The organism is Vibrio sp. E150_018 (genome assembly GCF_053544035.1).
This window is the reverse complement of the sequence record NZ_JBHGNY010000019.1, coordinates 19,826-34,121: the sequence shown is the minus strand read 5'-3', so window position 1 is coordinate 34,121 and position 14,296 is coordinate 19,826. Positions and strand designations below refer to the sequence as shown.

Sequence of the window (14,296 nt, the reverse complement as noted above, 5' to 3'; positions counted from 1 at the left end):
CCCACACAGATTGATAGGTTTAAATTGTTAAAGAGCGTTGTTCTTATTGAAATCGCTTAGTGCGTCTCGTTGAACAGGGCGGCCATTTTAGCGATTTAAAAGTTCGTGTCAAACACTTTTTTAAAACTTTTTTTGCTAACCTTTTTGAGAAGGTTTTGACCTCTGACTCGTTGCTGCCGTTAGGCTGTGTGCTCCGTGTCAGTGAGGTCGCATTATAGAGATCCAAATCACATTAGCAACTCTTTTTTATAAAAAATCTCAAAAATAACGCTTACATGCACAAAATTACACCAAATGCTTATTTGTACAATTTTACACAAGCTTTAACCCAGGTTACCCACAGAGTTATCCACAAAAACGAAAAGAGAGCCAGTTATGACTCTCTTTATTTCATGCATTATTAAGATAGTTAAATACCCAAACCATCGATTTGTTTATCAGGATCATCCTCATGAAGCCCACATTCTCGTTTTAATCCAAAGAATCGTGTCTCTTCTTCTGACATTCCGGGTTCCCACTTACGAGTTGTGTGTGTATCACCTACAGATAAGTACCCTTCTTCCCAAAGCGGATGATAAGCCAGTTGATGTTTTTGAAGGTATTCAAAGATGTCTTTATTCGTCCAATCGATAATAGGAAGAAATTTAAACACACCATTTTGAATCGCAAGAATAGGTAAATGATTACGTGAGCTAGATTGATCTCTTCTCAAACCCGAAAACCAAGTCGACACATTTAAATCATTCAATGCTCTACGCATAGGCTCAACTTTGTTAATCTTGTTGTATTTCTCTATCCCTTCTACACCTTGTTCCCACAGTTTCCCATATAAAGCTTCCTGCCAATTTGGGCTTTGCTCTGCGCGAAACACCTTCAAGTTTAAATTCAACTTATGTGTTAACTCATCAATAAAACGATAAGTTTCCGGAAACAGATAACCTGTATCTGTCAATATAACAGGGATATCTGCTTTTTCCTGCGTCACTAAATGAAGCATCACCGCGGCCTGAATACCAAAACTAGAAGAAACCGCAAACTCTCCTTGTAGGTTATCTAATGCCCAACGCACTCTTTGTTGTGCACTAATCACTTCAAGCTGACTATTAATTTCAGCCAGTTTCAAGCTTTGTTCCACCTTATTAAGGCTAACCAAGCTTTCTAAAGATATATTCACATCTTCTGTATTAAGCATAGAAGTCCCTCTTAGAGATTACGACCTCACTAATAATACCAACACGAATCACAAAATCCCCGAACGCTTCTTTATCTTTACGCTCTTTAGACCAGCGAGCCACTAGATCATCGATTTCTTGTAGAATTTGTTTATCCGTAATGTTCTCTTTATACATCTTAGGAACACGAGTACCACTACGGTTACCACCTAAATGTAAGTTATAACGCCCCGGTGCTTTTCCGACTAAACCAATCTCAGCCAGCATTGCACGACCACAACCATTAGGGCAGCCTGTTACACGTAAAATAATATTCTCTTCTTTCGGTAACTGATGCTTTTTTAAAATCCCTTCTACTTCTGTAACAAAAGAAGGAAGGAAACGTTCTGCCTCAGCCATCGCTAATGGACAAGTTGGAAATGCCACACAAGACATTGAGTTTTTACGTTGCTCACTTATCGATGCATCCATTAAACCATGAGCGACTGCAATACTTTCTATTAATTCTTTTTGATCGGCTGATACCCCTGCGACAATCAAATTTTGGTTTGCCGTAATGCGAAAATCACCTTTATGCACTTTCGCCAGTTCAACCATACCCGTCTTAAGTGGTTTACCTGGGTAATCTAAAATACGACCGTTCTCTATAAATAAAGACAAGTAATATTTCCCATCAATTCCTTCAGACCAACCAATACGGTCGCCACGCTCAGTAAACTCATATGGACGACTGGCTTCAAACTGACTTCCAGCGCGTTTTTCAACCTCTGCCTTAAAGACATCAATACCAACACGATCTAATGTATATTTAGTTTTCGCATTTTTACGGTTAGAACGATTACCCCAATCACGTTGCGTGGTTACCACTGCTTCAGCAAATGCCAAAGTTTGATCAACCGGAATAAAGCCAAAATCATCAGCACGACGAGGATAAGTAGAAGTATCACCATGAGTCATCGCAAGACCACCGCCCACCAGCACGTTAAAACCAATTAACTTACCGTTTTCTTCAATAGCCACAAAATTTAGGTCATTGGCATGAACATCCACATCGTTCAAAGGCGGGATCGCAATCGTAGTTTTAAATTTACGAGGTAAGTAAGTACGACCTAAAATAGGCTCTTCTTCTTGAACCGTACTATCAATTTTTTCTGCATCTAGCCAAACTTCCGCATACCCTCGAGCGTGTGGTAAAAAGTGCTCACTGATCTTCTTTGACCACTCATACGCTTCTTTATGTACTTCTGATTGATATGGATTCGCCGTACATAGAACATTTCGGTTCATATCTGCCGCAGTACCAATTGTATCAATACCAATCGAGTTCAACGCTTTATGAACCTTCTTAATATTAGGCTTTAAAACACCGTGATATTGAAAGGTTTGACGCGTGGTTAAACGAATACTGCCATATAAAGTATGTTCATCCGCCCACTTATCGACACCAAGCCATTGCGTTGGTGTGATCACACCCGCTGGTAAACGTGCACGAACCATCAAAGTATGTAATGGCTCCAGTTTTTGCTTGGCGCGCTCAGCTCTAATATCACGATCATCTTGTAAATACATGCCATGGAAACGAATCAATGTAAAATTGTCCCCCGTTACTGCACCAGTAATTGGGTTTTGTAGATCTTCTGCAATCGTACCACGTAAAAAATTACTCTCGGCTTTTAAACGTTCACCATCAGAAAGTGGACCTAATACTTCACCTAATACTACTTGTTCTTTCGTGCTCATTAGTACACATCCCTTTGATAACGTTTTGCTTTACGTAAGTCATTCACAAAAGCTTCTGCTTGTTCGCGACCTAGTTTTCCTTGTTCTTCAGCTACTGAAATTAATGCTTTATGCACATCTTTGGCCATACGATTAGCATCACCACATACATAAATATACGCACCTTGCTGTAACCATTGCCATACTTCAGCGGCATTTTCTAAAATTCGATCTTGGACATATACCTTCTCTGCCTGATCTCGGCTAAAGGCAACATCGAGTTTTGTTAGCACACCTGATTTCAAATACTTTTGCCATTCAACTTGATATAAGAAATCTTGAGTGAAGGTACGATCACCAAAGAATAACCAGTTTTTACCTTCGGCATCTCTCGCTTCTCTTTCTTGAATAAAACTACGGAATGGTGCAATCCCCGTACCCGGGCCAATCATGATCATTGGAGCAGTGTCGTCTTGTGGTAACTTAAAGTTATTATTATGCTCAATGAATACTTTAACATTATCCCCTTCTTCCAAACGATGAGTCAGATAATGAGATGCGCCACCATAACGAGTCTCTTCACCTTGCTGATATTCAACCAAACCAACCGTTAAGTGCACTTCATCCTCAACATCGGCTTGGCTAGATGCAATTGAATACAATCTTGGCGTTAATTTACGGAATAAACTCGCGAGTTGCTCAGCCGTAAGAGTCGTTTTCTTCTCTTTTAACACATCAAGTACCTGAGTCTTACTTGCATACTCACGAAGCTTATCTTTATCTTCCACCAGTATTTGCAGCTTTTTACTGCCCGAAATCTCTGCATATTGGCTCACAAGCTGTGGATTCGATGCCGTAATTTCAAACTTATTAACCAGTGCACTATGAATAGAAATGCTTTCACCATCGAGTTCAATGCTTTCAATTCCAGATAAACCGACTTGCTCTAAAATCGCAGCAACCAGATCTGAATGGTTTTCATACCATACCCCTAGTGCATCACCAGGCTGATAAGTGATACCCGATCCTTCAAGATCAATTTCAATATGTCTAACATCTTTACCTGAATCACGACCGGTAATCTTTTGACTAGTCAGTAAACTCGCAGTGTAAGGGGTTTGTTTATTCCAAGGGCTTTCAACATGTGCGCTTTGCCCTACCGGTAATTGCACCACTTGTGCATCACTCGCCGATAGCGTTTCTTTTACTTTTTCTAATGCTTGTTTACGCCACTCACTCGCCGGAGCTTCATAATCAACATCACAATCCAGGCGGTCAAGGAAAGCCGTTGCACCAAGCTTGCTTAAGTAGTTATCGAAATCTTTACCAGTTTGGCAGAAAAACTCATAACTAGAATCACCTAATGCAATAACCGCATATTTTAAGTTGGCTAATTTAGGGGCTTTTTTCGATTGCAGAAATTCATGCAACTCAATCGCATTATCTGGCGCTTCCCCTTCACCATTGGTTGAGGCAACAATAATGACATGAGTTTCTTTGGCGAGATTCTTACCTTTGTAATCACTGGCATCAAATAACTCTACAGCGATACCATTGGCATCTGCTTCATTTTTTAACGCTTCAGCGACGCCTTTGGCATTACCGGTTTGCGAGGCATAGATAATAGTCAATTTTCCCGCTGGTTCAGCGGCGACTGAAAGTTGAGATTGAGTAGCGCCTCCGGCTGCTGGTTGTTCGGTTTGGCTTAGCCCCCAGAAGTAACCACTCACCCACGCAAGCTGCTGCGGTGATAACTCAGACATAGCCTGCTGCAATTGACCGATTTGTTGATCATTGAGCGGACTTGCCAAAGCAGAAAGATCCTTAAGTAACATGTCACGACATCCTATCTTTTATATAAGCTCAAACGTTCTCAATTCAGGTGGGAACATTTAGGGATACAATATTATTGCTTCATGACAATAGATTAACGACTCTAATGAATCGCGAGAAAGAATTGATAAGTATGTTTTATAACTTTTTGGAAATAAGAAAGGAGAGGAATAATAAAAGCAGAGAAAAAACAGCCGTTAGCCCGCTGTTTATTAATGACTATTTGTTAGCAATACGAACTTGTTTAAAACCCACATCTAAAGCAGAGCGAGAAGCTTCGTCGGCATCTTGATAATGACATTCTTTTCCATGCTCATCAGTCAGCAACACTAAGCCACCTCTATTATGGCGAAATTCGACAATCCAGCTTTCCTCTTCAATAGAGGACTCAATAATCGCTTCAATCAATTGCTTATCTTGATATAAACGGCGAAGTTCTGTCACAGTCATGATGTGCCCTTCCATGTCACTCACAATGCTCACTATTAATCATGGCGCAAATTTCAGGACTTGCTAGTTTGGCAGCTAAATTACCCTCCTCCTGTCAAAAAAATTAATAAGAGCTTGGCTTATTGTAGTGTTTATAAATATACAAACCTATCAACGCGACAATGATCCAAGGCAGTAGTTTTATCACCGCCCCTACCATACTTACGATAAAAGCAAACACGAGTGCAGCCGCTAAAGCGATAAAGAAAGTCACCATGGTTACACCCGTGAACATCAACATGCCGATAAAAACGAGAATACAAAGCAGTTCAAACATAAATGGTCCTATTTAATCAAAATCAGATATTGCACCTAACTATGCAGATTACGCGCCAAGTTTAACCAAATATAAAGACTTAAGATTCAGTAACTTAAATAAGGAGTAAAAAGGAGAGACAATAAAAAAGCGGATTTAACCAATAAAAGGCCAAATCCGCCACTGTAGAAGTGAGATTAAACGTCTAATTCTGCTGGAATTTTGGCTAGTGCCGCTTCAACGACTTCAATACCAGCACCCGGTTTATGCGCATTTTCACTAATATAACGTCGCCATTGACGAGCGCCTGGCATTGCTTGGAACAAACCTAGCATGTGACGAGTGATATGACCTAGGCTAGCACCGGCCGCCATTTCTTGTTCAATGTAAGGCAGCATTTCTTGTACTACCTGACGACGTTTCTTAATTGGCTTATCACTGCCAAATATTTTCTGATCAACTTCGGCTAACAAATAAGGATTTTGGTAGGCTTCACGCCCAACCATCACACCGTCAAGATGCTCTAAATGCGTTAATGAATCCTCAATAGTTTTTACGCCACCATTAATCGCAATAGTTAAATCAGGAAAATCTTGCTTAAGTTGGTAGACACGAGGGTAGTCCAACTCTGGAATCTCACGGTTCTCTTTGGGACTTAATCCACTTAGCCAAGCTTTACGAGCATGAATGGTAAATTGATCAACGTCGCCCTTTTCACTCACCATAGAAACAAAGCGAGTTAAAAATTCATAAGAATCTTGATCATCAATACCAATACGCGTTTTTACCGTAACCGGAATATCCACCACTTCACGCATCGCTGCCATACAATCAGCCACCAGCTCAGGTTCTGCCATTAAGCACGCACCAAACTTACCATTTTGTACACGATCGGAAGGACAACCGACATTTAGATTTACCTCATCATAACCACGCTCTTGAGCAAGCTTGGCACAATGGGCTAAATCAACAGGATTAGAACCACCAAGTTGCAACGCCACCGGATGCTCTTGCTGACTAAATTGCAGAAAATCCCCTTTACCATGAATAATCGCACCGGTTGTAACCATTTCAGTGTATAACAACGTATGTTCAGATAATAAGCGATGGAAGTAACGACAGTGGCGATCAGTCCAATCGAGCATCGGGGCAATGGAAAAACGTTGCATTGGGTAATTATTCATAATGGTATATGGGATAAATATCTCTGACTTATTTGGCCAAATATTTTACCATAGGCAGCAAAGGCGTACACCAATGAAAATTAAGGTTAACAGATTTTGAATAAACGTTTGATCCAACAAGTAACGGACCTTTGCCAACAACGAGGGGTTCGCCTCACCTCGCAGCGTCAACAAGTGCTTGAGTTAATTTGGCAACAAAAAGGCTCTTCGACTGCTTATGAGTTACTCGATAAACTCAAACAAACCGAACCTCAAGCAAAGCCGCCGACCGTTTATCGCGCATTAGAATTTTTGCTTGAACAGGGATTTATTCACAGAGTGGAATCAACCAATAGCTTTGTCTCCTGTTGCTTTTTTGATGAGCATGATTGTCATGGCAGTAATAAACACTTTTCACACTTATTGATCTGTGACAAATGTGGCGATATCAGTGAACTTCAAGATAAATCCTTAGTTGAATTGCTAACCAGAAATATTGCTCAACATGGATTTAAACTCACTAACCATGTCATCGAAACTCATGGGATTTGCCAAAACTGTCAATCTGATTAATTAGATTGGTATTACTCCCCTTCATTATCCTTCATGGCAAAATTGACAAAAAAAGAGAAGCCCAATTTGAGCTTCTCTTTTTTAATATCAGTTTGTAAATCACTTACGTTTTAGTTAATCGCTTAGGCTTTAAAAGCTTTGAATGCGTTAATCAAACCATTAGTTGAACTATCATGCGAGTCTACCGCATTGTTGTCCGCCAGTTCAGGCAAGATTTGATTAGCAAGTTGCTTACCAAGCTCCACGCCCCACTGATCGAAACTGAAGATATTCCAAATCACGCCTTGAACAAAAATCTTATGCTCATACATCGCAATTAAATTACCTAGTGTTTTAGGCGTAATTTGCTTAACTAAAATAGAGTTCGTTGGGCGATTGCCTTCAAACACTTTAAAGTTCACCAAATCTTTCACTTCTTCTGGTGATTTGCCTGCTGCTGCAAATTCCGCTTCAACTTGTGCTTTTGATTTACCAAAAGCCAAAGCTTCCGTTTGAGCAAAGAAGTTTGACATCAATTTTTGATGATGATCGCTGACTTGGTTATGGCTGACTGCAGGTGCAATGAAATCACATGGAATCAACTTAGTGCCTTGGTGGATCAACTGATAGAATGCATGCTGACCATTGGTACCCGGTTCACCCCAAATAATTGGACCAGTTTGGTAATCCACAGCATCACCATTACGGTCAACATATTTACCGTTTGATTCCATGTTCCCTTGTTGGAAGTAAGCAGAAAAACGGTGTAAGTACTGATCGTAAGGAAGAATAGCTTCTGATTCCGCACCATGGAAGTTGTTGTACCAAATACCAATCAACGCCAAGATCACAGGAATGTTATTTTCAAATTCGGTATTAGCAAAGTGCTGATCCATCTCATGGGCACCTTCCAATAACTCAATAAAGTTATCAAAACCAACTGCAAGACAAATAGAAAGACCGATTGCCGACCATAAAGAATAACGACCGCCAACCCAATCCCAGAATTCAAACATGTTATCCGTATCAATACCGAACTCTTCTACTGATTTTGCGTTTGTAGAAAGCGCCGCGAAGTGCTTAGCAACATGTGCTGAATCTTGTGCCATCGCAAGGAACCAGTCACGTGCACTATGCGCATTAGTCATAGTTTCTTGCGTAGTAAAAGTTTTTGATGCTACTAGGAACAAGGTCGTTTCTGGGTTCAAGTTCTTTAGTGTTTCAGCGATATGAGTACCATCCACGTTAGATACAAAGTGCATGTTCAGACGTGTTTTGTAAGCTGTTAATGCTTCAGAAACCATGTAAGGACCAAGGTCAGAACCACCGATACCGATATTCACAACATCCGTGATTTCTTTACCGGTATAGCCTTTCCATTCACCCGATACGATACGGTTAGTAAAGCTTTCCATTTTCGCCAGAACAGCATTTACGCCAGGCATGACATCTTCATCATCTACCATAACCGGTGTGTTGCTACGATTACGTAAAGCCGTATGTAAAACGGCGCGACCTTCAGTTTGGTTGATCTTATCGCCAGCAAACATTGCTTGAATCGCGGCTTTAAGTTCAGTTTGCTCAGCAAGGGCAAATAAATGAGTGAAGGTTTCTTTATCCAACAAGTTTTTAGAGTAGTCGACTAAAATGTCGGAGCCAAATGTTACAGAAAATTGATTAAAACGATCAGCATTTTGAGCAAATAGAGCAGCTAACTCCATATCTTGTGCTGATTCAAAATGCCTAGTTAGCGCTTTCCACGCCGCCGTTGTGGTTGGATTGATATTTTTCAACATTACTCATTCCCGATAAGTCTATTGGATTTATTCAGAACAAAAAACGATCGTGTTTATTAAAAACATGAGCGTTAATTGCCTACCCCGATACAAAACAAGCTTAGCCGCATTCCTAGGCTCAACTTAAAATTTCTTATACTGCTATTGAATAATTATCGCAGTGATTTATGTGATCTATATTGCGTTACATCAGTTTAAAGAAAAGTCACAATGAAAGAAATCAACAAATCTCAGATTCAATTAAATAACGGCGATAATTTAAAAGGATGATTAACCATTACTCGGAACATGCTTTCTTCATCGGCTAATCGACCAACATCGGTAAACAGTACCCATAGCCACCATGGCACTTTATAGCAATCAAACACTGGCCAATTTTGTAATGGCTGTTAATCTGGCATCACTCGATATTCGAAACTAGAGTTAATTGCCGCTCGGCTGGTGAATCGACTGAAAGAAAACCAAATGACTTTTTTTCATCATTCGTTTCTGGCTATTCCGAATAAAGCAGTGCAACACGCCCGGTTAATTTGGTCACTAACTCATAAGCAATCATACCAATATGATGAGCCACTTCTTCTGCTGGTAATCCATTTCCCCATAAGGTTGCCTCATCGCCCACTTCATCTTGACTATCCGCACCCAACTCAACCGTCAACATATCCATAGATACTCGCCCAACTAACGGTACTCGACGTCCATTAATCAATACCGGTGTACCATTTGGTGCGGTGCGTGGATAACCATCACCATAGCCCATCGCAATCACACCTACTTTAGTGTCTTGTTGAGCAGTCCAAGTAGCGCCATAGCCAACACTCTCTCCTGATTTGACATCTCGCACCGCAATTAATTGAGAGGTTAAGGTCATGGCAGGCTTAAAGCCTAAAGACTCAGCGGTTTGATTTTCAAAAGGTGAAACACCATACAAAATAATCCCTGGCCTTACCCATTCAAGGTGACTATCTGGCCAAGCTAAAATTCCTGATGAAGCGGCAATAGAACGCTCACATTCAGGTTCAGCTAATTGGGTAAATAACGTTATTTGCTGCATAGTGACCGGATTATCAAGCTCATCAGCACAACCAAAATGACTGATAAAGCGCAGTGGTTTCACGACATTCGGGCAAGCATGGAGACGATCAATAAATTCATTAAGATCTTCAGGCCGAATCCCTAGCCGATGCATACCCGTATCAATTTTCAGCCACACATGAATAGGAGAAGCTAAGCTTGCTTGCTCTAATGCAACTAATTGCTCTTCACAATGTAGCGCTGTATGAAGATTATTGGCTTGTAAAATAGGGAGATCGGAATCAGCATAAAAGCCTTCGAGTAATAAAATCGACTGACTGATTCCAGCACGCCTCAACTCTAAAGCTTCTTCAATTCTCGCCACGCCAAAGTTATCTGATAATGACGCTAGCGCTAACGCGACAGGAACTGCACCATGGCCATATCCATTGGCTTTAACAATCGAGGTGATTTGGCTATTCGGTACCTTGAGCTTAATTTGCTCCAAGTTGTGACGCAATGCCGCTAAATCTATCTTGGCAGTCGCAGCCAGAGTTGGCTTCATTTCAGTGTGTCCTTGAGATACTAGGCGAGGTAATAGGCAATAAAAAAATCAAGCTGACCAATAAAAGCTAGCTTGATTGTGTTATTTATTCATCATCAAAAGCAGGGCCAGCGTAATTATCAAAGCGAGAGAACTGACCTTGGAAAGTGAGTCGTACTGAACCGATTGGGCCGTTACGCTGCTTACCAATAATAATTTCTGCGATACCTTTAAGCGCACTATCTGGGTGATACACTTCATCACGATAGATAAACATAATCAAATCGGCATCCTGCTCAATCGCCCCAGATTCACGTAAGTCCGAGTTAATTGGGCGCTTATCAGCACGTTGCTCCAAAGAACGGTTAAGCTGAGATAGTGCAACGACTGGAACATTTAACTCTTTAGCCAGCGCTTTAAGAGATCGAGAGATCTCTGAAATTTCCAAAGTACGGTTATCTTGCAGACCCGGCACACGCATCAACTGAAGGTAATCGACCATGATCATCGATAAGCCACCGGTTTCACGAGCAATTCGACGTGCACGAGAACGTAAATCGGTTGGCGTTAAGCCCGAACTATCATCGATATACATATTCTTCTTCTGCATCAGAATACCCATGGTCGATGAAATACGCGCCCAATCTTCATCATCCAATTGACCGGTACGGATCTTAGTTTGGTCAACGCGTGACAATGAAGCCAACATACGCATCATTAACTGTTCGGCGGGCATCTCTAGTGAGAAAATCAGTACCGGCTTTTCTTGATCCATTGCGGCATTTTCACACAGGTTCATCGCAAAAGTGGTTTTACCCATTGAAGGACGTGCCGCGACAATAATCAAATCAGAGCCTTGCAAGCCTGCCGTTTTCTTATTGAGATCAGTAAAGCCCGTCGAAACCCCGGTCACCCCATCTTGTGGTGATTTGTATAATTCTTCGATTCGCTCAAGAGTTTTTTCTAGGATATTATCCACCCCTTGAGGACCTTCACTTTCGGTGGTGCGTTCTTCAGCAATGGCAAACACTTTACTTTCTGCCATATCAAGCAAATCAGCCGAGCTACGCCCTTGAGGGTCATAACCTGCATCGGCGATTTCATTCGCAATACCGATAAGATTACGAACTAAGGCACGCTCACACACAATATCGGCATAGGCATTAATATTGGCAGCACTAGGTGTGTTTTTAGCGAGATCGGCTAAATAAGCGAAACCACCGACAGATTCAAGTTCTTCTCGCTGTTCGAGATGCTCAGATAAAGTGATAAGATCAAGGGGTTGGCTATTTTCTAAAATCGCTTTGATTGCGGCAAAAATAAGACGATGTGGTCGACTATAGAAGTCTTTTTCTACTACCTTGCCAGCAATCGCATCCCAGCGTTCATTATCGAGTAAAAGACCGCCGAGTACAGACTGTTCAGCCTCAAGAGAATGAGGAGGAACTTTAAGGGCATCAACTTGAGCGTCTATGATTTTACGAGGTTTATTTTCTGCCATGGGACCACTTACTTACGAAATGAAGTCGACTATTATAACTGAGTGTGTCGATTTGTAATCACACTATCGAATAAAAAAAGTTTTAACGTTATGATGACGGCAAAATATCGACATCCTTTATTATCGTCGACTGTTATTTTATTGAGGTCTCACGCTTAGTGCAAAATCGATTATTACTACTATTGTATTTAATTATAAGCAGCCAAGCTTATAGTGAAGACGCGTTACCCTATCAATCATCAACAAATGGTGTGACAGGTAATAATAACGTGGTAACCGACAATTCCGTAATCGTAGCCAAGGATGATACTCAAACCGCAACGCCTTCCTCTGAAAGCACTCAGCAGGAGAACTCAACGACAGCTGAAACAAATCAAAATGTAGATTCAATTGAAGAGACAGAAGTTGTTGATAGTGATTCTGAAGAGATCACATTCGAACCAACACCTAGTGCCGAGACTACAGCAGATTCAGCAGATTTAGCAGATTCAGCAGATTCAGCAGATTCAGCAGATAATAATCCTACCGATCCGTCCACCCAATCAACTGAGCAAGTTGCAAGTTCAGACTCAGAAGATGATGGTATCGATGAAGATCTTATTGCCGAGCTTCTTGATGAAGGAAAGGGAAAAGAAAAAGTAGCCAAGCCAAGCACTGGCACAGAGAAAAAAGCCGTCAGTGAAACGCTAGACACAACGAAAAACTCCGCATCAACAAAATCTAGCTTTGTTGGCAGTTCAACCTGGTTGCCTGAAATCGAGTTTGGCTATCGCTCAGAACAAGGCAATGAAGATGAACGTGCTTTAAATGCCCGCCTATCATTATCACAAATCAGCGGCCGCTTACGTAATAGTGGTGAAATAAAAATCTATCTAAAAAATGAAGATGGTAAAGAAGACGAACGCGAACAAACCTATCAATTAAAAAGCGACTATAAAATCAGCCCTAAATTCTATATCTATGGCAACTTTAAAGGTATAGATTCGAAATACAGTTCATACTTTCATGATTATACCGTTTCTACCGGTTTGGGTTATCAAATCACAAACACCGATACCCTAAAAGTTGAGACCGAACTTGGTCCTGGTTATCGTTATCAAGAACCCAACACCGATGAAATCGATGACGACGATCCAATATTTCCAGACAATGTTGATGAGCCGATTGTCCGTGCAAGCTTCACTCTTAACTGGAAACCGCTTGATAGAACCTCATTTAACTTTGATGGTACTATTGTCAGTGGTTCAAGTAATACTCGTTTTGATACTGAAATTAGCATTATTAACGATATAACCGAAGATATTGCTTTGAAAATATCACAAAGCATAGAGCACCTTAGCCGAGTACCTAATAACCTAGAGAAAACAGATACCGTGCTAACCATCAATATATTGTACTCGCCAAAGTGATGTCATTATTAGGCAACTAATCCACTAAACACACTCTATACCCAACACAAAGATCATAAAATTTAGGCATAAAAAAACCGACACTAGGCCGGTTTCTTTATTACGCTTTGATGCTGGCTATTAAGCAGCAACAACTTGAAGTTTAACTTCAGCAAATACTTCAGAGTGAAGTTGGATGCTAATTTCAAACTCACCAGTTGTACGTAGTGCGCCTTCAGGAAGACGAACTTCGCTCTTAACGATCTCAACGCCAGCTGCAGTAACTGCATCAGCGATATCACGAGTACCGATAGAACCAAATAGTTTACCTTCGTCACCCGCTTTAGAAGCAATAACAACTGCTTCTAGTGCGTTAACTTTCTCAGCGCGAGCTTGAGCAGCAGCTAGTTGCTCAGCAACTTTAGCTTCTAGTTCAGCGCGACGTGCTTCGAAAACTTCAACGTTAGCTTTAGTCGCCATAACTGCTTTACCCTGTGGGATAAGGAAGTTACGAGCGTAACCAGATTTAACGTTAACTTGGTCGCCAAGGTTGCCTAGGTTACCGATTTTATCAAGTAGAATAACTTGCATTATCTTAGTCCTCTTAAACTTAATTAAACTGCTGCCAATTACTGATGTTTGTCAGTGTATGGAAGAAGTGCTAGGTAGCGAGAACGCTTGATAGCGCGAGCTAGTTGACGCTGATATTTAGCACTTGTGCCAGTGATGCGACTAGGTACAATTTTACCAGCTTCAGTGATGTAGTTTTTAAGAGTTGCTACGTCTTTGTAATCAATCTCTTGTACGCCTTCTGCAGTAAAACGGCAGAATTTACGACGACGGAAGAAACGAGCCATGGGCTATCTCCT

The 14,296-nt window shown here is 41.0% G+C and carries 13 protein-coding genes; 2 read left to right on the top strand and 11 right to left on the bottom strand.

Going from position 1 to position 14,296, the window contains the following annotated elements; translation table 11 throughout:
• Nucleotides 1-409 precede the first annotated feature (409 nt).
• The 6 genes from ACE3G9_RS14615 to dusA form a co-directional block, all read right to left on the bottom strand.
• Entirely contained in the window at nt 410-1,192 is a 783-nt protein-coding gene (locus tag ACE3G9_RS14615) for a phosphoadenylyl-sulfate reductase (RefSeq protein WP_417879710.1), read from the bottom strand.
• On the bottom strand, nt 1,185-2,912 hold the full coding sequence (gene cysI, locus ACE3G9_RS14610; protein ID WP_417879709.1) for an assimilatory sulfite reductase (NADPH) hemoprotein subunit: 1,728 nt from the start codon (nt 2,910-2,912) through the stop codon (nt 1,185-1,187). The genes ACE3G9_RS14615 and cysI overlap by 8 nt, the downstream gene beginning before the upstream one ends.
• On the bottom strand, nt 2,912-4,726 hold the full coding sequence (locus ACE3G9_RS14605) for an assimilatory sulfite reductase (NADPH) flavoprotein subunit (protein ID WP_449219533.1): 1,815 nt from the start codon (nt 4,724-4,726) through the stop codon (nt 2,912-2,914). Before ACE3G9_RS14605 ends, cysI begins: the two co-directional genes overlap by 1 nt.
• A 217-nt stretch (nt 4,727-4,943) precedes the next feature.
• Nucleotides 4,944-5,174, bottom strand: a complete 231-nt coding sequence (locus ACE3G9_RS14600; RefSeq protein WP_027695413.1) for a hypothetical protein — start codon at nt 5,172-5,174, stop codon at nt 4,944-4,946.
• A 103-nt stretch (nt 5,175-5,277) separates the two neighbouring features.
• Nucleotides 5,278-5,490, bottom strand: coding sequence for an envelope stress response protein PspG (locus tag ACE3G9_RS14595; RefSeq protein WP_027695412.1), 213 nt, complete (start codon nt 5,488-5,490; stop codon nt 5,278-5,280).
• Between the two features lie 176 nt (nt 5,491-5,666).
• Nucleotides 5,667-6,653: a tRNA dihydrouridine(20/20a) synthase DusA gene (gene dusA, locus ACE3G9_RS14590; RefSeq protein ID WP_449219532.1), complete on the bottom strand. Its 987-nt coding sequence runs from the start codon at nt 6,651-6,653 to the stop codon at nt 5,667-5,669.
• 93 nt (nt 6,654-6,746) lie between these two features.
• On the opposite strand from dusA, the gene zur reads away from it, so the two are divergent.
• Nucleotides 6,747-7,205: a zinc uptake transcriptional repressor Zur gene (gene zur, locus ACE3G9_RS14585; RefSeq protein WP_417879721.1), complete on the top strand. Its 459-nt coding sequence runs from the start codon at nt 6,747-6,749 to the stop codon at nt 7,203-7,205.
• Between the two features lie 122 nt (nt 7,206-7,327).
• Here zur and pgi read toward each other — a convergent pair whose 3' ends face one another.
• The 3 genes from pgi to ACE3G9_RS14570 all read right to left on the bottom strand — a co-directional run bounded on the left by pgi (nt 7,328) and on the right by ACE3G9_RS14570 (nt 12,039).
• A complete protein-coding gene (pgi, locus tag ACE3G9_RS14580; RefSeq protein WP_449219531.1) occupies nt 7,328-8,980 on the bottom strand; it encodes a glucose-6-phosphate isomerase in 1,653 nt (550 codons plus the stop codon).
• A 493-nt stretch (nt 8,981-9,473) separates the two neighbouring features.
• Nucleotides 9,474-10,559, bottom strand: coding sequence for an alanine racemase (gene alr, locus ACE3G9_RS14575; RefSeq protein ID WP_417879698.1), 1,086 nt, complete (start codon nt 10,557-10,559; stop codon nt 9,474-9,476).
• Nucleotides 10,560-10,644: 85 nt separating this feature from the next.
• Nucleotides 10,645-12,039 carry a replicative DNA helicase gene (locus ACE3G9_RS14570; RefSeq protein WP_417879697.1) on the bottom strand — a complete coding sequence of 465 codons (1,395 nt, stop codon included), beginning with the start codon at nt 12,037-12,039 and terminating at the stop codon, nt 10,645-10,647.
• Nucleotides 12,040-12,197: 158 nt separating this feature from the next.
• Here ACE3G9_RS14570 and ACE3G9_RS14565 point away from each other — a divergent pair, with 158 nt between their 5' ends.
• Nucleotides 12,198-13,448 (top strand): DUF481 domain-containing protein, encoded by a 1,251-nt coding sequence (locus ACE3G9_RS14565; protein WP_449219530.1) that lies wholly within the window; start codon nt 12,198-12,200, stop codon nt 13,446-13,448.
• Between the two features lie 120 nt (nt 13,449-13,568).
• Here the strand turns inward: ACE3G9_RS14565 and rplI are convergent, their stop codons facing one another.
• Nucleotides 13,569-14,018 (bottom strand): 50S ribosomal protein L9, encoded by a 450-nt coding sequence (rplI, locus tag ACE3G9_RS14560; protein ID WP_417879695.1) that lies wholly within the window; start codon nt 14,016-14,018, stop codon nt 13,569-13,571.
• A gap of 38 nt (nt 14,019-14,056) precedes the next feature.
• On the bottom strand, nt 14,057-14,284 hold the full coding sequence (rpsR, locus tag ACE3G9_RS14555) for a 30S ribosomal protein S18 (RefSeq protein WP_000090472.1): 228 nt from the start codon (nt 14,282-14,284) through the stop codon (nt 14,057-14,059).
• Between the last annotated feature and the right edge of the window lie 12 nt (nt 14,285-14,296).